Genomic DNA, 23,171 nt, shown 5'->3' with positions numbered 1-23,171 from the left:
ATATGTATATCCTACCATAATTTCACCGGATTGTCTGCCGGAAACCATGGTTACTCCACTTTCAGCGCATTCGGATAGATCTTTTTCAGCACCTCATCCCCATAATGCTCATCTATCACCTGCTGCCAAGCGGAATCCGCTGGGATTCCCTTTTCCCTCTCACTGCTTCGCACAAGGGCCAGCCCGGAGACCGCCATGTCCACGCAGAAAAATATCAGGAGAAGCCATGTCGCTGCCTTTCCGAAGTTTATCGGAATCTTCTCGATCCAGGCGGACATTACCGGGTAGATACCCTTGATCCATGCCACAGCCGCAATTCCCCAGAAAAAGCAATACAAAAGATTGATCCGCCCGCCAAGGTTAAACGGAATCTTACTGTAGTCCCAGAAAACTTTTCCAAAGAGCATTTCTGTCAAAACGCTGCAGGTATACTCATAGGCACCGCCGAGGAATGTTCCCATAAAGAACAGGAACCGGTCGGAATACTTCCGGTAGCGGTACAGCAGCATCGTCGCCGCAGCCAGGGCCACGCCCCAGACGATGCTGAACGGTCCCCAGACAAAGCTGCTGCGGCTCATCCACACGCCCGCCGTCACCCGGCAGAAGATCGTCTCCACGATATCTCCGAGGAACGCGCCGACTACCAGAAGCAGCGCGATCTTGTAAAAACAAAGGCCGTAGGCGAATATCGTCTTTCTCTGCTCAGCCTCCGCCTGGAGCTCCTCCCGATATACCGCCTCCGGGTAGGCGTTCTGGATACGGCGGTCCACCCAGCCATAGATCTTCCGCTCAAGCCTTGAGCTCACACCTGTGAGCCAGGAATCCACGCCTTCCCACTGGCGGATCCTGCGGCTTCTGCCGGATAAGATACATAAGGTCGCCGTGACATCCATCGCCAGCACAGCCGCCAGAATCCACACGATCAGATGCCCCGGAGTCCGCGGGAGCATCCGGAATACCCGCACCAGGACCGGTGCACCCCACCGCATCGTAGCGGCGCCAAGAACGCCCCATACGATAGACACCGGCACACAGATATATCCGTCCAGGTTCCATTTCATGTGGGAATAATCCCACCACCGCTCATGGTACATCCTCTCGATCACATGGCCAGCGATCCACTCCGCCAGAGTCGAAAAGATCATACTGCCGAGAAACAGCCAGATTCCATGCAGTTCCCGGCAGACAACAAGCATCGCGGTTCCCGTAATACCGTAAAGCACGCAGAACGGCCCATTCACGAGCCCTCTGTTTACAAACCGTCTCTGCCGCACTGCCGCTGTCACCGTCTCGAGGACCCAGCCGAAAAAGCTGAACGCAAAGAACAGCCACAGTCGCTCAAATCCTGTATACCCCATATTTTGTACCTATCCTCTCCTGATTTTTCTTTTGTTTTCCCGGAAGCATTGCCTCATTTGTGCATCTGTTCCCAGAATACTGTCCTCCGCTTTTTCATTCCCTTATTTTCCATCCTGCTTCTATAAAAAAGCAGAGCATGTATCCAGATATTTTACCACATTTCTTCTTCATATAGAATATGTTTCTTTTATTTCGTTTTTTCAAAGTTTTCCTATTTAAATAAGGACATCTGTTTTCCATTCATGTTCCCAAACCGCTGCCCCAATCCCTCGTCCGTTTCATTTTTCTCTCCTCTTTCCCCCTTCTTTAGAAAATATTTTCAACCTGACCTTTTTCTGCATTTTTATGGATTTCTACCAAATTTTCTTAATTGATTTCCAATTTTTTTCTCATAATAAATTGTTCATATTTCCATAATTATATGTTATACTAAATAAGTTCGTGTTACGCGGACAAATACAATTTTATATCAAAGGAAGGTTTCTTATGGAAAACACCAAGAAAATCGACTGGTACACCCTGGCCTTCATGGCATTCTCCACGGTTTGGGGATTCGGAAACGTGCTGAATGGCTTCGTTTACTTCAACGGAGTACAGGTAATCTTCAGCTGGGTTCTGATGTTCGCTCTCTATTTCGTGCCTTATGCCCTGATGGTAGGTGAGCTCGGCTCCGCTTTCAAGCAGTCCGGCGGCGGCGTCAGCTCCTGGATCCACGAAACGATCGGCCCGAAATGCGCTTATTACGCTGGCTGGACTTACTGGGCTTGCCATGTAACTTACATCGCAAGTAAAGGAAGCGGCGGATTAAAGGCATTAAGCTGGATGGTATTCCAGAATGGCTCCACTTACGACACATTCCCGACGATCGCTGTACAGATGGCAACACTCGCTGTCTTCCTGTTCTTCTGCTGGGTTGCAAGCCGCGGCTTAAACCCGTTAAAGAAATTAGCAACGATCGCTGGTTCCAGTATGTTCGTAATGTCCATCCTGTTCATCTTAATGATGTTCGCAGCACCGGCAATCAACCCGAACGGCGGTTTCGTTTCTGCTGATTACACAGTAAAAGGTCTGATTCCGCAGTTCAACGTGAACTACTTCACATCCCTCTCCATCCTTGTATTCGCAGTCGGCGGATGCGAAAAGATCTCCCCTTATGTAAATAAGGTAAAAGATCCGTCCAAGGGATTCCCGAAGGGTATGATCATGTTAGCCGTTATGGTTATGGTCTGCGCGATCCTCGGAAGTATCGCGATGGGCATGATGTTTGATCCGGCTGTCATCAACGAGAGCACAGACAGCTTCAAGTCCTACGTTTCCAACGGCGCTTACTGGTCCTTCCAGAAGCTCGGTGAGTACTATCATGTTGGCAACCTCCTGCTCGTTATCTACGCAGCATGCAACGCCATCGGTCAGTTCTCCACACTTGTATTAAGTATCGACGCTCCGCTTCGTATACTTCTTGACAACGAGGATGCAAGACAGTTCGTTCCGTCCGGCCTCTTAAAGAAGAATGAGCATGGCGCATACATCAACGGTATCAAGATGGTTATCTGCTTATCCGGCAGCATCATCCTGATCCAGTCCTTCGTACCGGGTGCTGCATCCGTTCTGACTCAGTTAAACAAACTGAATTCTGTAACCATGCCGCTTCGTTACTTGTGGGTATTCGCAGCATACATTGCTCTTAGAAAATCCCTCAACAAGTTCAACCCGGAGTACAAATTTACAAAGAACCAGACAATTGCCCTTGTTGCAGGCGGCTGGTGCTTCTTCGTAACCGCAGCTTGCTGTCTCCTCGGAATGTATGTTGAAGGCGATATCGCTTCCACAGCATTAAATGTAATCACACCGGTAGTGCTCACAGCACTTGGTCTGATCTTACCGGAGATCAAAAAGCGGGAAGTTGCAAAGGCAAAATAATTTATTTCAATGACAAAAAGACTCTGGAGTATTCTGATCAAAAATATCAGAATTCCAGAGTTTTTTTCAGTTCATTTCAATTTACACTTCCTCGATCCGATGCAACTCCCACACTCTCACATTCACCGGTTCCACGGCGCCGCCGCAGTATGGGCAGACGCGATCGCCAAGACCGGCAATCGGTGCGCCGCAGTGGGGACAATTGACACCAATAGCAGTCTCGCCAGCGCGTATCTTTGTGATATCCTGGATGTAGACCAGCTCCATATTGAAGCGGTGCTGTTCTTTTTCCTGCTCCACATTTTTCTTTTTATCCGGCGTCTTTAATGTGTGCAGGTACTCCACCGCGGACTGGATCCGGATCCGGCATTTTCCCGGATCTTTGTCGTATCTGGAGATCTCCGTCTGATGGACATGGATCGCGTCAAATTCTTCCCGGATCTCCTTCTCCTCCATCTCCTCGATCTTCAGCCGCACCTGATCCTTTAAGGACACAGACACCTTTCCAAGGTAAGAGAGATCCTGGTGTTCCAGTGCCTCCAGATAGCCCTTTAACTGATTCTCACACCTCTGTTTCCACTCCGGCCAGTGAAATTCCGGGAAATCCTTCTCAATCCGCGGAAGTTCCACCCTCGTCATTCCGGACACCGACTTCGGTGTATCGTCCTCCAGCGCTTCCTGACGTTTCAGCCCTTCGATCAGACTCGAGGTTCCGAAAAATTCCCGCGAAATCTGCCGGATCTTAAACATCACAAAAAAGAGAGCTCCGATCAGACCCAGCCCAGTCACGATCGCGACGATGAGGATCGCGTTTCCTGCTGTCATATCGTTTCCTCCTGCTGTAAGGAATCCTCCAAACGGACCCCTTTCGTTATCGTGGTTTCACCATGTATTTTCAACTGCTGACCACATAGACAAAACAGGGCGACCAGCCGGAGTTCTACTCCAACCGCCGCCCCAGGATCATCCATTATTTATTTAAATAATCGATCGCAGTCTGTGCTAACAGGGAAGAACCTCTCCAGAGGATATCCTCGTCCACATCGAAACGGCTGTTATGTAACGGCCATACCGGATCCTGCTCCGGTTTTGCGGTGCCGAGCCATACAAACGCGCCTTTCTTCTCTTTCAGATAGAAGGAGAAGTCCTCCGCCGGCATAGCCGGGAGTTTTACATCCACAACATCATCTTTGCCGAAGAGCTTGATTGCTGTATTGCGGATCAGCTCAGCGTCCTCCTCATGATTTACAAGAGCCGGATAACCGTGGCCATAGTTGATATCAGCAGTTGCACCGGACTGCAAGCAGAGACCATCGAGAGTCTTTCTCATGGAATCCTCGATCATCGCGCGGGTGTCCTCATTTAATGTACGAACGGTTCCGTCCAGTGTACAGTCACCTGCGATAATGTTGTATCTTGTTCCTGCGTTAAAAATACCGAATGTCACAACAGCATTGTCAAGCGGATCAACTTTTCTGCTGACGATGGTCTGTGCGGCCATAACGAACTGGGAACCGAGAACAACAGCGTCAATACCCTGATTCGGTTTTGCGCCATGGGCAGTCTTACCATGGATATTGATCGTAAAGTGGTCTGTTGCAGCCATTAACGGGCCTGCCTTCACCCCGATCTTGCCGTGCGGAAGATCCGGCCATACATGAAGACCGAATACAGCTTCCACATCATCCATATATCCGGAATGGAGCATTCCTCTGGATCCGCCAACCGGAGACATCTCCTCCGCAGGCTGGAAGATCAGTTTCACCGTTCCGGCGATCTCTTCTCTTCTCTCGCAGAGAAGCATTGCAGCACCAAGAAGACCCGTCATGTGGTTGTCATGTCCGCAGGCATGCATAACACCGTCATTCTGGGATTTATAAGGAACCTCATTCATCTCCTGGATCTGTAATGCATCCATATCCGCACGGAGAGCAACGACTTTACCCGTTTTCTTTCCCTTGATAACTCCGACTACACCGTATCCGCCGACATTTTCATATACTTCGTCGCACCCCATCTCCTTCAGATACTCTGCTACCTTCTTTCCGGTTCTTTCCTCATGCTGGGAAACCTCCGGGTGCATGTGAAAATCTCTTCTGATTTCAGATAATTTCGGCATGAAAGCCTTTGCTGACTCCGTAATTGTGCCCATTTTTATGTCCTCCTTATTTTTGAAGTCTTAATGAAAAGAACCCGGCGACAGTCCGTCTCCGGGTTCTTCTGAGTTCTCTGAATTATAAACCAAGAGCCTCTTTAACTTTAGCAACGATATGAACACCGATGTCCTTAGAAGCATCTACAGACTGAGCGCCGATGTGCGGGGATACGATGAAGTTATCGCACTCGAACAGCGGGCTTGCGAATGTATCATTACCTGTTAAGCCGCTGCCTGCAAGCTCGTTCTCCATAACGTCTGCTGCGTAGCCGCCGATTCTGCCCTCTTTCAGAGCTTCATACATATCAGCCTCGTTTACGATACCGCCACGGCTCATGTTAAGAACAACAGCGCCGTCTTTCATCTCAGCGATGGATTTCTTATTGAAGAGATTCTTTGTCTCCGGTGTCAGCGGTACATGGATAGAGATGAAATCAGCAACCTTGATCAGCTCGTCGATAGAAGCCTTTGTTGCGCACTGCTGCTTAAATACGTCGTCCGGAAGGAACGGATCGTAAGCAACGATGTTCATCTTGAATGCACGGCCAAGCTCGCCTACACGCTGACCGATACGGCCGAATCCCATGATACCAAGAGTCTTTCCTCTTAACTCACGGCCTTCGAATTTGTACTTATCCCACTCATGGTTATATTTTACATCGTAGTTTGCTGTAAAGGTTCCACGGGAGATATCTAACATCTTGGAGATTGTTAACTCTGCTACTGCGTTTGCATTTAAGCCCGGTGCGTTGAATACCTGAATTCCTTTGGATTTCGCATATTCCATATCGATATGGTTTAAACCAACGGAGCAAACGCCGATAACCTTTAAGTTCTTAGCTGCGTCGAGGATCTCTTTGTCGATCTTCGGGTCCACACGCATGATCAGGACATCAACATCACCGATCTCTGCGATAAGCTGCTCTTTGCTGGACGGAAGATTGTCAGCTGTTTTAACATTCATGCATTTGCTGAGTTCCTCAGCGATACCACCCCATACTTTGTCAATGATAAGGCAATTCATAATAAAAGTTCTCCTTTCAAGAAATGAAATTATTCCCCAAACCCTCAGTGAACAGGGATTTCCCTGCTCTCATTATATTTTACAAAGCCAAGCTAATTTTGTAAAGTATTTTCGCGAATATGATTTATTTTCTTAATAGCCGTCATGCCGTCAACGCCCTCTCGCAGACGCCAACAACTTAAAAGGGATGCCGTCGGACACACTCCCCGACAGCATCCCCAATATTCAGAACCTAATGCTCTTTATGCAGTTTTCGCAAATCGGAAGCTGTCATATTTGAGGCTCGCTTCAAACTACCAAGCGATACCCTGAGCCATCATAGCATCTGCAACCTTCTGGAAGCCAACCATGTTAGCACCTGCAACCAGGTTGTAGCCAAGACCATATCTCTCAGCACACTCAGCAGAACCATCGTGGATCTCTGTCATGATGTGATGAAGTTTAGAATCAACTTCTTCAGCTGTCCAGGAGATTCTCTCGCTGTTCTGGCTCATCTCAAGAGCGGATACAAGAACACCACCAGCGTTAACAGCCTTAGACGGAGCAACAACCATGTTCTTCTGATCCATTAAGAATCTAAGAGCTTCGTTTGTTGTCGGCATGTTAGCAACTTCGATGTAGTACTTGATGTTGTTAGCAACGATTCTCTTAGCCTGTGTAAGGTCTACATCGTTCTGTGTAGCACACGGCATGATGATATCAACTTTCTCGCCCCACGGCTTGTCTCCAGCTACGAACTTGCAGCCGAACTTATCAGCGTAGTCCTGAACTTTGTTACGTCCAGAAGCTCTCATCTCAAGCATGAAGTCGAATTTCTCTTTTGTTGTAATTCCATCCGGATCGTAGATGTATCCATCCGGGCCAGAAAGTGTAACAGCCTTAGCACCTAACTCAGCTAATTTCTGTACAACGCCCCAAGCTACGTTACCGAAACCAGCAACTGCAACTGTCTTGCCCTGTAATGTATCATGCTCATGTTTCATAACAGCGTCAAGGTAGTAAACAGCACCGAAACCAGTAGCTTCCGGACGAATTAAGGAACCACCGAAGGAACGAGCCTTACCTGTTAATACGCCGTTCTCGTAAGCACCTCTGAGTTTTCTGTACTGACCGAACAGATAACCGATCTCACGTCCGCCAACACCAAGGTCACCAGCCGGAACATCGACATCCGGACCGATGTGACGATATAACTCTGTCATGAAGGACTGGCAGAATCTCATAACTTCTCTATCGCTCTTGCCGTTCGGATCAAAGTCGGAACCACCCTTAGCGCCGCCGATCGGAAGTGTTGTTAAGCTGTCTTTGAATGTCTGCTCGAAACCTAAGAATTTCATGATGGAAAGGTTTACGCTCGGTGCGAATCTTAAACCTCCCTTGTACGGTCCAATTGCTCCGTTGAACTGTACACGGTAACCTGTATTTACATGAATGTTTCCGTTGTCATCCTCCCACGGAACACGGAACTCGATAACTCTCTCCGGGATTACCATTCTCTCAAGAAGGGCAACCTTCTCATACTCCGGATGTGCATCTACAACCGGACCTAAGGAAGATAATACTTCTTCTACAGTCTGGCAGAACTCCGGCTCGTTAGCATATTTAGTCTTTACGTCCTCAATTACCCTCTCAACATACTTGCTCATCTCGCAAATACCTCCTTAAATGTTGGTTCTTAAACCCCTGTGCCATTTTGCACCAATAAAAGACTTTTCCTGCTCATGAATCCCAAATCAAGTCCTTAATTGGATCTCCGAGAAAGCTTTTGTATCTTTTGTATATATAGTTTAAATATCATATATAATACGTTGTTTTTCACTATGTATACAGGATTTCTCGCTGTATCTCGCGATTTGGAAGCTTTCGCATTTCCCTCAATACAAATCTTACAAATCTCTTGATCTATTTGGGACTCATTTTGCTTACGTCCTTTATTTGTCTTTATTCTAACATACCCTTTTGACTTTGTCAACAATCTGTGGTACGATTCTTATAAAAGCTGATTTATCGACATGCCTGTCATTAATAGCATGTCCTTATATAAAAAAAGGGAGGTTCGGCCATGATCAGCATCAGTATCATAAGTCCTTTAAAATCAATGGCTGTCATCGATAAAGCGATCGAACACAACGACTTTGGATGTGTATTTCACAGGTACGTTTACGAAAATCTGGAAGAAATTAAAGACATATACGAACAGTGTAAGGACATCTCCGATGTGCTGTTTTTCTCCGGGGAACTTGGTTACTCCTATATTCTGACCCATGTGGATGATCTGAAGGTCCCATGTACCTTTATCTCCTATACTGAAAAGACTCTGCTGTCCATCCTGTTAAATTTTGTAATCCATTACCCGGATGTTCCGCTAAACAGACTCTATATTGATTTTCTGACTCCGGTAAATGATTTTATGAATTTAAAGAAATATCTGGATCCGGAACATATGCCTTACTGCTTTGAAAATCCTGTCTATAACTATGAAACCTTAAAAGAGCGGGCTGTGGAGCTCTGGGAAAGTAAAAAGATCGACATGATGTTCACGCGGACCACAAACCAGCTGGAGGTTCTCAACAAGCTTCAGATCCCCTATATCCACTTTCTCCCCACGGAGGAGATGGTCCGCGATTCCATCCGGCACGCAATCAATTCTATCCGCTTAAAACAGAAGAACCAGCTCAACAAGCTCGTGATCCTCATAAAGCTCGTCTATCCGGATAATATCTCCTCACAGGACCGGGAATATCTGGAGATCACCCTTCACAAATATCTTCTTGATTTCCGAAAAGAGTACGCGTACGATTTCTCACTTCACGCAGTCTCCAACCGGTTTGAGCTGGATCTCGACAGTGATCTCTACAAGAGCAGCTTCAGCCGTATCCAGGATCTCATCGCTTTTCTGGATCAGAAAGGCGATCTGGAATTCCGTCTCGGCGCCGGATTCGGAAAATCTCTCGGTGAGAGTCATTATCAGGCAGATCTTGCCCTGCAGGAGGCTGTCAAATACGGAAAGAATGACGGTTTTGTCATCTCCGGCGAGGACAATGCCCTCACCGGCCCGCTCTCTCTTACGAGATCCTTAAATTACAGCTATTCCAACACAAAAGCGCTGGACTATTCCCAGAGCAATGGGATCAATGAGAGCAATCTCTTAAAGATCGTCGGTCTCTTTCAGATGGATAAGGACACGATCATGACAGCCGCCTCCCTGTCCCAGTGGCTCAACATCACGAGCCGCAGCTGCAACCGTATTTTACAGCAGCTTCTGGATTCCAATTTAATAGAAGAGATCGAATCCCAGAAGCAGGAAGGCAAAGGACGGCCGACGAGACAGTACCGGTTCTGCAAGAACAACTTTATACGGACATTCTTCTAGGCTATTATAAAAGACCACGCTCCGCCACATTTCATGCGGGGTGCGGTCTTTTGTATCACCTGTAAGAGTATGTCAAAGTACATTTTTGCGCTGAAGTGGTCACTCGTGATGATCAGCAGCTTCTTTCAGACATATAGCACCATAAAAAACGCCGCCGGGACTGCATCCTTTCCCGGCGGCATCTTTTATGTTTATGTCAGAACATTCTTATTTAAATAGTAACTATTCAGTACCTTCATAGTTACATGCAAAAATCCATTCCAGATCAGCTTCGCTGATGGGATTTTTGCCCTCCAGCCTATGTTTTCTTACGGTCAGCGCAGCAAGTGCGCAGACCTACTGAACAGTTACTTTAAATATATCTTATGCTAATGCAGCAAGCTCTTTTCCAAGTGCCTTGCAGTTCTCAAGAGCCTCATCATCCGGAGTTTCCTGGCAGATAACACCCTCGCCGCCTACAACCGTAGCGCCAGCAGCTTTCATTCTGTCTTCCCAGTCTCTCATCCACTGACCGTCTCCCCAGCCGTAGGAACCGAACAGACCGATCTTCTTGCCGGATGCAAATGCCTCAACCTCAGTTACAAACGGCTCCATCTCGCCTTCCTCAAGAACCTCAGCTCCCATTGCCGGGCATCCAAGTGCGAATGCGGATGCTGCCTGTAAATCATCCATAGATACGGAAGAGATGTCTGTAACAACAGCTTCCTTACCTGCTTCTGTGATTCCCTCGCCGATGGCTGCAGCCATAGCAGCTGTATTTCCTGTCTGAGACCAGTATGCAACAATAACCTTATCCATTTTTTTATTTCCTCCTGAAATTTGTTTTGCGGTAATCCGGACCTCGCCGTCCACCGCTTTTTTATTATTGGAACCGGCGGTACTTAGGATGCCGCCAGGATATCCCTGATTTCGTTTCCGTTTCCGGTCATGGAGATCACATAATCTCTCGCCCGGTCATATGCCTCAAATGTCTTTAACGCATCTTCCAGGTTTCCATACACTTTCCAATATCCGGAATATAGAAAATCTCTGCCGCCCTTCTTAATGAATCCCTCTACATCCACTGGCGGATACCCGAGAACAAGACCGATCTCATGGGGGAATCCCAGTTTTCCGTCCATGTGCTCCTGATAACCTTCCGCGATGCGGTCCAAAGTTTCCTCAAGACCTAGGTCCTCATATCCGAAGGACGCCATTAACCGTTTTACATCCTCCCGTTCCAGGTATGCCCTGAGCATTCCCGGACGGTAAAGCAGGATCGACAATCTGCCGCGGAATTCATAGAGAACCCGGCAGCATACCGGTGATCCTTCAAAAAGTTTGAACACTTCTTCTTTCTGATCTGCACGCACATTTAAAAGATTCGATAATTTGATGCCTGTGAGAAGCGGTGCACACTGTAAAACTACCTGCTTCTTCGTTCCATTGACCGGGAGCTTCTGTACTACCCCGAAGATCTCTTCGCTCATACGTCATACCGCCTTTCCATCATAATGATTCCGTGCCTTCCGGCCTGTGCTTTCTTACTGTCATCACAGTAAATGTGCAGGTCTGCCGGATTATTGCCTGTTTTCTCATCACATTATCCCACCGGCAGTTCCGGTTTATGCACTGTGCTTTTCAAGAATCTCAGCAAGCGCTGTGCCGCTGCTTGTATGACAGCGGACGATATCAGTACGGTTCTCATCCACCTCATCTAATACGCAGCGCACCATCTTGTGGGATACGGTGTTGGTAAACAGAATCAGAAGATCCGGTCTTCCGATCAGTTTATCAAGCCCTGTCTTCATCTGGGTAAAAACTTTCGCTTTATATTTATGATTTTCACAAATTTCTTTATACTGTCTGACCATACGGTCATGTCCGCCAATAATAACAACGCTCATGAATTTTTCCTCCTTTGCTCAAGGGTTAGATCCGCCTAACTGATGCTACTAGGTTAGCATAAACTAACTTCATTGTCAATATCTGTAATTGAGAGTTTTTCCCATTATATTAGTTGCAGCTAATTATTTTGTATAAGAATAACTCTCACCCCATTTACTGTTATTTTTTCTCAAAAGGAAGAATAGACTTTGACTCATTTCACGGATTATGCTATACTAAAATGAAGAATAACAAGGTTCCGTTTAACTGATAATGATCACGGACAATGTTATAACTTTCCGGCGTTTACAGGCTTGTGCTGAACTTATTGCACGGCTGTGTTTTTTTTATGACGGCTTTTCGTACATCAATGCGCTGAAAAGTTTCTAACCACGTTACACGATATATGGGGGTAATTACTTGAAAATCCAGGAATCTGCTGAAAACTATCTTGAGACTATTTTAATGTTAAGCGAAAAACAGCCGTATGTGCGTTCTATCGATATCGCAACTGAGCTCGGCTTCTCCAAACCCAGCGTCAGCGTCGCAATGAAGAATCTCCGGGTCAACAACCTGATCTTGGTAAATGACGAGGGACATATCACACTGACCGATGAAGGCCGCCGGATCGCGGAAACGATCTACGAGCGCCACACAGCCCTCTCCAAATGGCTGATGGACCTCGGTGTCAGCGAGCAGACCGCTCTCGACGACGCATGCCGGATCGAACACGATATCAGTGCGGAGAGCTTCGCTGCAATCAAAGAACATATCAAAAAATATTCTTCCGAAGAGAAAAATTAATGCATCTGGAACGATCTGCCAACAGTTTCAGCGTTATTATGATGATCCCTTGAAAATGTTGGGAACACATCTTTTGTGTTTCCAGCATTATTTTTATGTGCAGATCAGGCTGAATGTGCTGCATTTTTGGGAGACTCACGAAAGTCACCCGAGCAGGGTTTTTCATGCAAATATCCTTTCAGCACCTGCCGTGCACGGTCTTCTCTATGCCAGAAAAAAGCGCAGAGACCATGTACTATCTTTGTCCATGATCCTGCACTTTTCACATTTCAGATTTTGATTTCCGATCAATCTTTATAAGCAAATCCCACAAAGGACAGCTCACATCCACCTGCCACACGGCGGAAAATATTCACAACGGTACTCATCACGTCGGCAAACACATTGTCCTTCGTCTCAACTCTGACCTTGCCATCGACGATCTCTGCATCTTTAATCTCCGGGAGTTCCAGCACTTCCCGCATGATCTCTGATACTTCCTGTTCCGAAATTTTCTTTGAAAGCTGATAAAATCTTCCCATGATTCTGCTCCATTTCCCTCCCGGAGGAGTATTATTAAAGCGGCTGCATTCTTTTTCGTGACCGCATGTTAGTTATTTCTAACTGCTTTCATCATACTCTCTTTAAAAGAAAATGGAATATCTTTATTGAGAATCTTTCCTATTAAGTAAAATTATTTTTCGTCCAACAAACAGAAAATATCAGTTCCTCGGGACCTCTATTTATTTCACCCACACACCACTGGCGTTCACCTTATATCCGTCCGGTGTCGTCGTGTTCGTCAGCATATACCCATCGGCGCCCATATAGTACCAGAGTCCGCTCACCGGCGACTGGAACCAGGCGTTTGTGAGGTATCCGCCGGACTTCTTGTCCACCCACCAGCCTTTGGAATTGCTCTTCCACTGGTAGAACGTGCCTTTGCTGTAGAGATACATATTGGAGAGAACGCCCGATGCGCAGACATTGTTGATCACGAATCTCTGTCTCCAGGTCTTTCCGTCGGAATCCTTCGCCTGGATCTCAAAAACGCCTGCCTGTCCGGTGTAGGAAGACTTTCCTTCGGATTTTCTCGCGTTCCAGTCCAGTGTATACTGAAGTGTTCCACCTTTTTTTATCGTTCCAAGAGACGCATTAAAATCCCTGATCGGATTTCCCATTCCGTCATATGCCTTCACGGTATATGTCGCGCTGGCAGCCGCCTCTGTAAACGTCACCACCGCGCCCTTCCGCACGATCGGCGCGTCTTCCGTCTCTTTCTTTCCCGATGTATTCGTCACAGTCACATTCGTCGTCCCCACGTAGGAGCTGTCCGCGCTCTCAACTCTCCAGGAAAATCCGGCAAAAGCCGTAATCTGGAAAGCCACCGCGAAGACGCATGCGAAAATAGCTGTCTTGATTGATTTTTTCATAGTGATTCACCTCTATACGATCCTTTTGTTTCCATTTTGTACTGACTTCTTTTTAAGCAGCACAGCTTCTGACCTCCATGGGTTCTTTTCCTTTCGAACACATTTTTCCTTTTTACGCATACATCTCATTATATCCTATCTTGTCCCGAAATGCAACGAATCCTCTCTTACACTTCTCTTATGAAAAAGCGGCAAAACACTGGCAAAATACATGGACATCCACACCTTTCCACATTGACATCCCCTCTCAGTATGCGATATAATTCTTATTAACTATCTTCAAAGATTTTAAAGGGCAAAATCATCATTTTTTTGCCCCCAGACATCTTTTAAACGCTTACTTGAGGGGGTATTTTAAGTTATTATGAATGGTGCAGAAGCTATGGTCAAATGCCTCGAGGAAGAGGGCGTAACCAGGATCTTCGGATATCCGGGCGTTGCGATCTCCCCGTTTTATGAGGCCTTATATAATGCCGGAACCATCGAGCATGTCCTTGTCCGTCAGGAGCAGGCTGCCGGGCACGCCGCAAGCGGATATGCCCGCATCTCCAGAAAGGCCGCAGTCTGCGTAACGTCCTCCGGCCCAGGCGCGACGAACCTGATCACGGCACTGGCGACAGCTTACGCCGACAGTATTCCGCTTATCGCGATCACCGGGCAGGTAAACTCCAATCTCCTTGGACGTGATGTATTCCAGGAAGCCGACATGCGTGGTTCCACAGAATCTTTCGTTAAGTACAGCTATCTTGTAAAAAGCGCCGATGATATTCCGCGTATCTTTAAGGAAGCTTTCTATATCGCCTCCACCGGACGAAAGGGACCGGTCCTTATCGATATTCCCTGCGATGTCCAGATGGACCTCTTAAAGAAATCCTTCGACTACACATCCGAGGTCAATATCCGCGGATACAAGCCGAATACAAAGGGAAACAACCCGCAGATGCACAAGGTAGTCGCCGCAATCAACAAGGCGAAAAAGCCGCTGATCTGCGCCGGCGGCGGCGTTATCCTCGGAAACGGTGAAGAATGTGTCCGCCAGTTCTGTGAGAAGAACAATATTCCGCTTGTAACAACCATGATGGGTATCGGCGTTATGCCGAAGAACCACCCGCTTTACTTCGGAATGCTTGGAAATAACGGAAAACCTTACGCGAACCGCGCCGTTGCAAACAGTGACCTTCTGATCATTGCCGGTGCGAGGATCGCTGACCGCGCCGTTCCTAAGCCGGAAAATCTGGAACAGCAGGTAAATATCATCCACATCGATATCGATACCGCCGAGATCGGCAAAAACCTCGGACCGACGATCCCGCTTGTCGGTGATATCAAGAGCATCTTCGACCGCCTGCTGCAGGAGAATATTTCCATCGATACTGCAAACTGGATTGAGACACTTCAGGATATCAAAAAAAGTACGGTAGACCACCGTGTCTTCAGCGACAAACTCGTAAATCCGATGCTTTTAGTCCAGCATCTCTCTGAGAAGATGGACGATGATGCGATCTATGTTGCGGATGTCGGACAAAACCAGCTCTGGTCTGCCGACAACTATGTGATGAAGAACGGCCGTTTTCTCACAAGCGGCGGCATGGGAACCATGGGCTATTCCATCCCGGCCGGAATCGGAGCGAAGATGTGTACGCCGGACAAGCAGGTTGTCGTTGTCTGCGGCGACGGTTCTTTCCAGATGTCCATGTACGAGCTTGGAACCATCGCAGTAAACAAGGTCCCGATAAAGATCCTTGTCATGAGAAACCACTATCTCGGTCTCGTCCGCGAGCATCAGGAGAAGACTTACGAGGAACACTATTTCGGTGTCCAGCTCTATGATTATCCGAAATATGCGGAGATCGCCGCTGCCTACGATATGGACTACTTCCACTGCGACAGCAACGAGACTCTCGACGCAGAACTCAACCGTTTCCTCGCCTGCGACAAGGCCTGCATCATGGTCTGCGAAGTCGACAGCCACAACAACACAAAATAAGGAGAACGCAAGATGAAAGGTATTTTTTCTGTACTAGTAGAAAATAAAGACGGTGTTCTCTCCCAGATATCCGGTCTTTTCGCGCGAAGAGGCTTCAACATCGACAGCCTGGCCGTAGGCGAGACGGAGCGCCATGATATTTCCAGCATGACCATCGTCTCCACCGGCGACCAACGTACCGTCGATCAGATTGAGAAACACTTAAACAAGAAGCTTGACGTGATCAAAGTCCGCCGCCTTGAAGAAACCCGCAGTGTACTTCACGAGCTGATGCTCATCAAGGTCTCCTACTCCGCAACGAACCGCAGCTCCCTGATCGAGCTCTGCAGCGTCATGGGCGCCAAGATCGTCCACGTCTCCCCGAAGAGTATGGTCATTGAGTTCCATGCCGCACCGGATGTTCTCACAGACTTTATTGAACTGGTAAGAAGCTTTGGTATTCTGGAGCTCCAGAGAACAGGTACGATCTGTATGGCGAAAGACTGATCTCATAAAAAAGAATGTGCCTTGGCACATTCTCGCGCCTCGCGCGGTCGCTTGCGACAATCTACATCTTCGCGCGAGTGCGCATCTTTGGCACGTTAGTGCCTGTTAAAAATGTCATGGAACCGCGCCTCAAAAAGGAATCTCCGGTTTCCATGACATTTTTTGTTTTCCTTATTTCCCGTATTCTTTCAACGTCTCAACGAGCAATTCCCAGAAACGATTCTTATCAAATTCCATCGCCATCTCGACGTTCGGCTCTTTTCCGTCCGCATCCACCTGCTTTTCGTGGGAGAGATCCTCTTTCGGGTCCTCGCCCATATACTTTCTCCAGTCGCAGACGGTCATTCCGCGGGTGAATTCGCCCTTTGTCTCCACATCGATATGGACCATCAGGCTCTTTTTCACCACTGCCGGATCGATAAGCCAGCTCACGGTGCTGGCATCGCAGAGTTCAGAGTGACCATACATCTTTGCCGCAAAGGAAAGAAGGTTCGCACACACATCAGCAACCTTATTTCCGTCGTCTCCCTGATCGATGATTACGAACTCCCGCAGACGTATCCGCCGATCTCCGTGATTCCGGTGCCGCACACCGAATGCGGACGTCATGCTCTCACTTCCCTGGTAAAGATCATAGAAGCGAAAGGAGGAAAATCTGAGCCATTCACCGCACTCCCGGTTCTCACCGATCTTTCCTCGGTAGGTGCACCTTACCTGTCCGTTTCCCAGAAAGTGATCGTCGTTGGCAGTACAAATATGGACCGGTATCTAAACTTTGACCAGCTGCCACACACCGGAAAAGCAGTCCGCACTGCAAGCTCCGCCACCTATCCAGGCGGAAAATGCTTAAACCAGTCCGTGGGACTCTCACGGCTCGGCCATTTCGCTGTACCGATCAGCTGCATGGGGGACGACGTGGACGCGGATACGATCTTCGATTACCTCCACGGCTATACGATGGACAAGACCGGCTTAAAACGCTGCCGGAATGAGCAGACCGGACAGGCCTATATCTTCGTACAGCAGGATGGAAACTCCATGATCTCCATTATGTCCGGCGCAAACAACGCCCTGACTCCACAGATCATTGCCCTCAATGAGGAACTTTTCGCGAATGCCCGCTGCTGCCTGATGCAGACAGAAGTCCCAACAGAAACACTTCTCACAGCATGCGAGATCTGTAAAGATAAACACATCCGGACCGTTTTAAAGCCGAGCGCCTGTTCCGTGCTGCCGGATAAGCTTCTCTCCATGATCGACATGATCATTCCAAACCACAGCGAATTATTTGAGATCGTGCCGGATGCCGCAGATATCAATGAAGCCGTTGACCGTCTTCTTGATTCCGGAATCGGAACCGTGATCGTGACACTGGGGGCTGACGGTTCCTACATCAAGAGCCGGGAATTTGGCTGTGAATGCCGGATCCCTGCCAGGGACATTATCTCCATCGACAGTTCCGGTGCCTGCGACGCCTTTATCAGCGCCCTGGTCTCCTACATGATGTACGGATATGACCTCGTCACCTCTGCAAAGATCGCCACCTGCTCCGCTGCATTGGAGGTCACCCGTCAGGGAACTACATCCTCTCTGCCGGACAGACATACGCTGGAAGCTTATATTCATCAGGTGGAGCCGGAACTCCTCAACAAGCCTATAAGTTAATATGTAAAAAATGCTCAGATATCCTTTCCAGGCAAAACTATCGACATTTTGCAGGAAAATATCCGGGCATTTTTATTTTACAGACGCATATGCTCAAAAAGACCCCTGGGAAAATTTCCCAGGGGTCTCCTATGATCTTACGATCTCATTATATCCTATTTGTAACCTTTCTCATGAAGAGCAGCCTGTGCTGCAGCAAGTCTTGCGATCGGTACACGGAACGGTGAGCAGCTTACGTAGTTTAAGCCAACCTTGTGGCAGAACTCTACGGAAGACGGATCTCCGCCGTGCTCGCCACAGATACCGCACTTTAACTCCGGACGTGTTGCGCGTCCTTCCTTAACTGCGAGCTCTACGAGACGGCCAACACCAGTCTGGTCAAGTCTTGCAAACGGATCAGACTCGTAAATCTTTGCCTTGTAGTAGGAATCAAGGAACTTACCGGCATCATCACGGGAGAAGCCGAATGTCATCTGTGTCAGGTCGTTTGTACCGAAGGAGAAGAACTCAGCTTCCTCAGCGATCTGGCCTGCAGTAAGAGCTGCACGCGGGATCTCGATCATTGTACCAATGTGGTACTTCATATCGGAGCCTTTCTCTTTCTTAACCTGCTCAGCAACTTCAACAACGATGTCTTTCACGAACTTGAGCTCTTTCTTCTCGCCAACGAGCGGGATCATGATCTCCGGAACGATATCGTAGCCATCTTCTTCCTGAACCTCGATCGCTGCTTCCATAACGGCACGTGTCTGCATCTTTGCAAGCTCCGGATAGGTAACTGCAAGACGGCATCCACGGTGACCCATCATCGGGTTGAACTCGTGAAGTTCGTCGCATTTCTTCTTTACTTCATCAACAGTGATGCCCATATCTTTCGCAAGATCAGCCATCTCTTCCTCTGTCTTAGGAGTGAACTCATGCAGCGGCGGATCTAAGTAGCGAACTGTCATTGGTCTGCCCTCGAGTGCCTTGTACATAGCCTTGAAATCGCCCTTCTGGTACGGAAGGAGTTTGCTTAATGCTTCCTCTCTTGCCTCTACTGTATCAGAAACGATCATTCTTCTTAAGTTGTGGATTCTCTCCGGATCAAAGAACATATGCTCGGTTCGGCAAAGACCAATGCCCTCTGCGCCAAGCTTAACTGCGTTCTTTGTATCAGCCGGTGTATCAGCGTTTGTGCGGACACCAAGTTTTCTGAAGGAGTCAGCCCAATCCATGATTCTCTTGAAGTTTCCGCCTACGGATGCTTCCTGAGTCTTGATATCACCGTTGTAGATCTTACCTGTTGTACCGTCTAAGGAGATGTAATCGCCCTCGTGGAAGGTATGTCCGCCGAGTGTGAATTCCTTCTTCTCCTCGTTGATCTTGATCTCGCCGCAGCCGGATACACAGCAGGTACCCATACCACGTGCAACTACTGCTGCGTGGGATGTCATACCACCGCGGACTGTTAAGATACCCTGTGCAGCGTGCATTCCCTCGATATCCTCCGGGGATGTCTCAAGACGAACCAGAATCACTCTCTCGCCCTTGCCGCCGATACCAGCTGCCTTAGCGTCATCTGCTGTGAAGCAGACTTTACCAGCTGCAGCACCCGGGGAAGCCGGAAGAGCCTGTCCGATCACTTCGCCCGCCTTTAATGCAGCCGGATCGAAGGTCGGATGTAATAACTGATCAAGGGATTTTGCTTCGATTCTGCAAACAGCTTCCTCAGGAGTGATCTGTCCCTCATCTACTAAATCGCATGCGATCTGGATTGCAGCCGGAGCAGTTCTCTTACCATTACGTGTCTGTAAGAAGTAGAGCTTACCTTCCTCGATCGTGAACTCCATATCCTGCATGTCGTGGAAATGATTCTCAAGTTTCATAGCCAGTTCCATGAACTGCTTGTAGCACTCCGGAAGGTCTTTCTCAAGCTGGGAGATCGGCTGCGGAGTACGAACACCGGCAACAACGTCCTCGCCCTGTGCGTTGATCAGGTACTCACCAAAGATACCCTTCTCACCTGTGGACGGGTTACGTGTAAACGCAACACCTGTACCGGATGTCTCACCCTTGTTACCAAATACCATTGTCTGTACGTTTACTGCGGTACCCCAGTCGCCCGGAATATCGTTCATACGACGGTAAACGATCGCACGCGGGTTGTCCCAGGAACGGAATACAGCTTTCACAGCTCCCATTAACTGTTCCTTCGGATCCTGCGGGAACTCTTCGCCCTTCATAGCCTCTTTGTATACAGCTTTGAACTTCTCAGCAAGCTCCTTTAAATCGTTAGCGTCTAACTCTGTATCATAGTGAACGCCTTTTGCTTCCTTCATTTCGTCGATGATCTTCTCGAAGTAGGACTTCGGAACTTCCATAACGACGTCGGAATACATCTGGATGAATCTTCTGTAGGAGTCATATGCGAAACGCGGATTACCTGTCTTCTTTGCGAAACCTTCTACTGCTACATCATTTAAACCGAGGTTTAAGATGGTATCCATCATACCCGGCATAGATGCACGTGCACCGGAACGTACAGATACAAGTAACGGATCCTCGGTATCACCGAATTTCTTTCCGTTTACACCCTCGAGCCATGCTAAAGCTTCAAAGATCTGATCCTGGATCTCTTTTGTGATCTGTTTTCCACTGTTGTAGTAGTCTGTGCAGGCTTCTGTTGTTACTGTGAATCCCTGCGGGATCGGCATGCCAAGATTTGTCATCTCCGCAAGGTTGCAGCCTTTGCCGCCGAGAAGATTTCTCATTGCCGCGCTGCCTTCTTCAAACTTATAAACCCACTTTGCCATAAGTTGTTATTCCTCCTAGAATTTAGTTTAGACTAAGATGTCTATATTGCCCTCATCTCTTTGCTCCCCTACAATACTTCCGCTCCCCCATCACGTAACTCCGGTTTGGAAATATCGCCCAAAAAAATCGAGTGTCGGAAAAAAGGCCTGTACATATTATAAGGGATGTTGCCAAAAATTGCAACATCCCTTTATAAAAGTTTCGTGTTTTTTTCACATATTTCTGTAAATTTCCGTCGTTTTTCTTGGTCAAAATTGTACACAATTTTCTTTTAATTTAGTACAATTTACCAGTGAGCACTGCCAGGAGGATACCAAGAACCGCTCCCGCAACTACCTGTAGCGGCGTATGTCCCACATATTCTTTCAGTTTTTCCTGGAGAAAAACTCCGTCTAAATTCAGGATATTCTCAAAGAAAACGCTGTTCAACAGTTTTGCCTGTTTTCCGGTCTCCCGCCTTACGCCCATCGCGTCGTACATTACGATCATCGAGAGAACAAAGCTGATGGCAAACTCAAAGCTTCCCACCCCATACTTCATTCCGGATGCCGTCGTAAGCGCGCAGACCGTCGCTGAATGAGAGCTCGGCATTCCGCCGGAGCCGAAGATCCGCTCCGGATTAAAAGACTTATTAATCACCATATCGATCACGGTCTTTAAAAACTGCGCCACTGTCCATCCGAGCACTGCACTGATCAGTATCTGGTTTCCCAGAAATTCATTCCACATTGTCATGTTTTCCTCTTTTATGTCAGTATTTCCAAGTCATTTTAGTATCCGATCAGCCAGTCATATAATTCCTGATACTTTCCGGCAGACGTCTTCCAGGAGAAGTCCACAGCCATCGCCCGGTCAACGATCTTATTCCATTCCCGCTTCTTATCGTAGTAAATATGCTTCGCATAGCGGATAATATTCAACATCTCGTGGGCATTGTAGTTCGCGAAGGAGAATCCTGTTCCTGTTCCCTCGAACTCATTGTACGGCCATACCGTATCCTTTAAGCCGCCTGTCTCGCGGACGATCGGCACCGTTCCGTAGCGGAGCGCCATGAGCTGGCTCAAACCGCACGGCTCAAATAAGGACGGCATCAGGAACGCGTCGCAGGCCGCGTAGATCTTGTGGGACAGCGGCTCGGAGTAGTATATCTGCGCTGATACGCGGTCATGATATTTCCAGTCGTAATGGCGGAACATATTCTCATAGTTCTCGTCTCCGGTTCCAAGAACGACCAGCTGCGCATCATCCGTACAGATCTCGTCCATCACGCACTGGATCAGGTCCAGACCTTTCTGGTTCGTGAGTCTTGAGACGATACCGATCATGAACTTCTTATCGTCCTTCGCGAGACCAAGCTCTTCCTGAAGCGCGCGTTTATTTTTCACTTTCTCTTTTCTGAAATTTTTCGCGTTGTAATTCTGAACGATATCCGGATCCGTCTCCGGGTTGAAGACATCATAGTCGATACCGTTTACAATCCCACGGAGATCGCCGGATCTCGCCCGCATAAGTCCGTCAAGCCCTTCTCCGTAGAACGGGGTCTTGATCTCCTCTGCGTAGGTGTTGCTGACCGTCGTGATCGCGTCGGCATACACAAGACCGCCCTTCAACATATTTCCGTCTTTGTATGCCTCTAACTTATCCGGTGTAAAGAAGTAGTCCGGGAGTCCCGAGAATCTCTGGATCGTCTTTACATCCCACACGCCCTGGAATTTCAGGTTGTGGATCGTCATGACGGACTTGATTCCGCGGAAAAACTCTCCCTCTCCGAATCTTCCCTTTAAATATACAGGGATCAGTCCAGTCTGCCAGTCATGGCAGTGGATCACATCCGGTCTCCATCCGATCACAGGAAGTGCGGATAACGCTGCCTGTGAGAAAAATGAAAATTTTTCCAGGTCATAATACCAATCACCATATGGCTTATCGCCCCAGAAATAACTCTCATTATCGATAAAATAGAAGGTAATCCCTTCATATACATATTCAAGAATTCCGACATAACGACTCTGTCCCAGGTAATCCATATAAAAATGATTTACATAAGTAAGATTGCTCAAAAATTTATCCTTGATACAGAGATACTTCGGGATCATGACCCGCACATCAAAATATTCTTTATCAAAACATTTCGGTAAGGATCCCACAACATCGGCAAGTCCGCCGGTCTTGATAAAAGGTACAGCCTCGGAAGCGACAAACAATATTTTCTTCATGATAACCCATCCTTCCACTTTTTGCTCCATGGCAGGGAAAATCCGCAAAAATGCCATGCCCCGCTATTAGATTCAGTATAACACATCCCTCGGAAATTAGAAAGTGGG

20 protein-coding genes are annotated in these 23,171 nt (G+C 47.8%); 6 read left to right on the top strand and 14 right to left on the bottom strand.

The window, feature by feature from the left end; genetic code table 11:
• Positions 1-50: 50 nt before the first annotated feature.
• Positions 51-1,358 carry a putative ABC transporter permease gene (locus DWY93_RS10510; protein ID WP_117471070.1) on the bottom strand — a complete coding sequence of 436 codons (1,308 nt, stop codon included), beginning with the start codon at positions 1,356-1,358 and terminating at the stop codon, positions 51-53.
• Between the two features lie 487 nt (positions 1,359-1,845).
• Between DWY93_RS10510 and DWY93_RS10505 the strand changes: the two genes are divergently transcribed.
• Positions 1,846-3,279, top strand: a complete 1,434-nt coding sequence (locus tag DWY93_RS10505) for an amino acid permease (protein WP_117471069.1) — start codon at positions 1,846-1,848, stop codon at positions 3,277-3,279.
• Between the two features lie 81 nt (positions 3,280-3,360).
• On the opposite strand, the gene DWY93_RS10500 is transcribed toward DWY93_RS10505, so the two are convergent.
• The 4 genes from DWY93_RS10500 to gdhA all read right to left on the bottom strand — a co-directional run bounded on the left by DWY93_RS10500 (position 3,361) and on the right by gdhA (position 8,104).
• The gene (locus tag DWY93_RS10500) at positions 3,361-4,104 is read right to left on the bottom strand and encodes a zinc ribbon domain-containing protein (protein ID WP_117471068.1); all 744 of its coding nucleotides are present in this window, start codon (positions 4,102-4,104) and stop codon (positions 3,361-3,363) included.
• Positions 4,105-4,249: 145 nt separating this feature from the next.
• A complete protein-coding gene (locus tag DWY93_RS10495) occupies positions 4,250-5,431 on the bottom strand; it encodes an amidohydrolase (protein WP_117471067.1) in 1,182 nt (393 codons plus the stop codon).
• An 82-nt stretch (positions 5,432-5,513) separates the two neighbouring features.
• Complete coding sequence (locus DWY93_RS10490; RefSeq protein WP_015555082.1) at positions 5,514-6,458, bottom strand: D-2-hydroxyacid dehydrogenase; 945 nt, start codon at positions 6,456-6,458, stop codon at positions 5,514-5,516.
• 293 nt (positions 6,459-6,751) lie between these two features.
• Complete coding sequence (gene gdhA / locus DWY93_RS10485) at positions 6,752-8,104, bottom strand: NADP-specific glutamate dehydrogenase (protein WP_117471066.1); 1,353 nt, start codon at positions 8,102-8,104, stop codon at positions 6,752-6,754.
• A gap of 416 nt (positions 8,105-8,520) precedes the next feature.
• Here gdhA and DWY93_RS10480 point away from each other — a divergent pair, with 416 nt between their 5' ends.
• Positions 8,521-9,831, top strand: coding sequence for a hypothetical protein (locus tag DWY93_RS10480; protein ID WP_117471065.1), 1,311 nt, complete (start codon positions 8,521-8,523; stop codon positions 9,829-9,831).
• Positions 9,832-10,194: 363 nt separating this feature from the next.
• Here the strand turns inward: DWY93_RS10480 and DWY93_RS10475 are convergent, their stop codons facing one another.
• The 3 genes from DWY93_RS10475 to DWY93_RS10465 all read right to left on the bottom strand — a co-directional run bounded on the left by DWY93_RS10475 (position 10,195) and on the right by DWY93_RS10465 (position 11,717).
• Positions 10,195-10,629: a flavodoxin gene (locus DWY93_RS10475; RefSeq protein WP_015555085.1), complete on the bottom strand. Its 435-nt coding sequence runs from the start codon at positions 10,627-10,629 to the stop codon at positions 10,195-10,197.
• Positions 10,630-10,712: 83 nt separating this feature from the next.
• Complete coding sequence (locus DWY93_RS10470) at positions 10,713-11,300, bottom strand: DUF3793 family protein (protein ID WP_117471064.1); 588 nt, start codon at positions 11,298-11,300, stop codon at positions 10,713-10,715.
• Between the two features lie 135 nt (positions 11,301-11,435).
• Complete coding sequence (locus tag DWY93_RS10465) at positions 11,436-11,717, bottom strand: DUF2325 domain-containing protein (protein ID WP_015555087.1); 282 nt, start codon at positions 11,715-11,717, stop codon at positions 11,436-11,438.
• A 400-nt stretch (positions 11,718-12,117) separates the two neighbouring features.
• Here DWY93_RS10465 and DWY93_RS10460 point away from each other — a divergent pair, with 400 nt between their 5' ends.
• On the top strand, positions 12,118-12,501 hold the full coding sequence (locus DWY93_RS10460) for a metal-dependent transcriptional regulator (RefSeq protein ID WP_117471063.1): 384 nt from the start codon (positions 12,118-12,120) through the stop codon (positions 12,499-12,501).
• Positions 12,502-12,788: 287 nt separating this feature from the next.
• On the opposite strand, the gene DWY93_RS10455 is transcribed toward DWY93_RS10460, so the two are convergent.
• Positions 12,789-13,022 (bottom strand): hypothetical protein, encoded by a 234-nt coding sequence (locus DWY93_RS10455; RefSeq protein ID WP_117471062.1) that lies wholly within the window; start codon positions 13,020-13,022, stop codon positions 12,789-12,791.
• A gap of 201 nt (positions 13,023-13,223) precedes the next feature.
• Positions 13,224-13,913: a hypothetical protein gene (locus DWY93_RS10450; protein WP_117471061.1), complete on the bottom strand. Its 690-nt coding sequence runs from the start codon at positions 13,911-13,913 to the stop codon at positions 13,224-13,226.
• A 364-nt stretch (positions 13,914-14,277) separates the two neighbouring features.
• Between DWY93_RS10450 and ilvB the strand changes: the two genes are divergently transcribed.
• Both ilvB and ilvN read left to right on the top strand, forming a co-directional pair.
• On the top strand, positions 14,278-15,900 hold the full coding sequence (gene ilvB, locus DWY93_RS10445) for a biosynthetic-type acetolactate synthase large subunit (protein ID WP_117471060.1): 1,623 nt from the start codon (positions 14,278-14,280) through the stop codon (positions 15,898-15,900).
• 12 nt (positions 15,901-15,912) lie between these two features.
• On the top strand, positions 15,913-16,386 hold the full coding sequence (gene ilvN, locus DWY93_RS10440; RefSeq protein WP_015555091.1) for an acetolactate synthase small subunit: 474 nt from the start codon (positions 15,913-15,915) through the stop codon (positions 16,384-16,386).
• 171 nt (positions 16,387-16,557) lie between these two features.
• Here the strand turns inward: ilvN and DWY93_RS10435 are convergent, their stop codons facing one another.
• Positions 16,558-16,854 carry a nucleoside hydrolase gene (locus DWY93_RS10435; protein WP_242990591.1) on the bottom strand — a complete coding sequence of 99 codons (297 nt, stop codon included), beginning with the start codon at positions 16,852-16,854 and terminating at the stop codon, positions 16,558-16,560.
• Here DWY93_RS10435 and DWY93_RS10430 point away from each other — a divergent pair.
• Complete coding sequence (locus DWY93_RS10430; RefSeq protein ID WP_181968531.1) at positions 16,843-18,051, top strand: ribokinase; 1,209 nt, start codon at positions 16,843-16,845, stop codon at positions 18,049-18,051. The two genes, DWY93_RS10435 and DWY93_RS10430, sit on opposite strands and share 12 nt — an antisense overlap.
• Before the next feature lie 155 nt (positions 18,052-18,206).
• Here the strand turns inward: DWY93_RS10430 and ppdK are convergent, their stop codons facing one another.
• The 3 genes from ppdK to glgA form a co-directional block, all read right to left on the bottom strand.
• On the bottom strand, positions 18,207-20,846 hold the full coding sequence (gene ppdK / locus DWY93_RS10425; protein WP_117471057.1) for a pyruvate, phosphate dikinase: 2,640 nt from the start codon (positions 20,844-20,846) through the stop codon (positions 18,207-18,209).
• A 277-nt stretch (positions 20,847-21,123) separates the two neighbouring features.
• Positions 21,124-21,582, bottom strand: coding sequence for a divergent PAP2 family protein (locus tag DWY93_RS10420; protein WP_117471056.1), 459 nt, complete (start codon positions 21,580-21,582; stop codon positions 21,124-21,126).
• 35 nt (positions 21,583-21,617) lie between these two features.
• Entirely contained in the window at positions 21,618-23,063 is a 1,446-nt protein-coding gene (glgA, locus tag DWY93_RS10415; protein ID WP_117471055.1) for a glycogen synthase GlgA, read from the bottom strand.
• Positions 23,064-23,171 lie beyond the last annotated feature (108 nt).

The organism is Clostridium sp. AF28-12 (genome assembly GCF_003435225.1).
Classification (GTDB): domain Bacteria; phylum Bacillota; class Clostridia; order Lachnospirales; family Lachnospiraceae; genus Pilosibacter; species Pilosibacter fragilis.
This window is presented reverse-complemented; position numbering and strand designations above follow the sequence as displayed.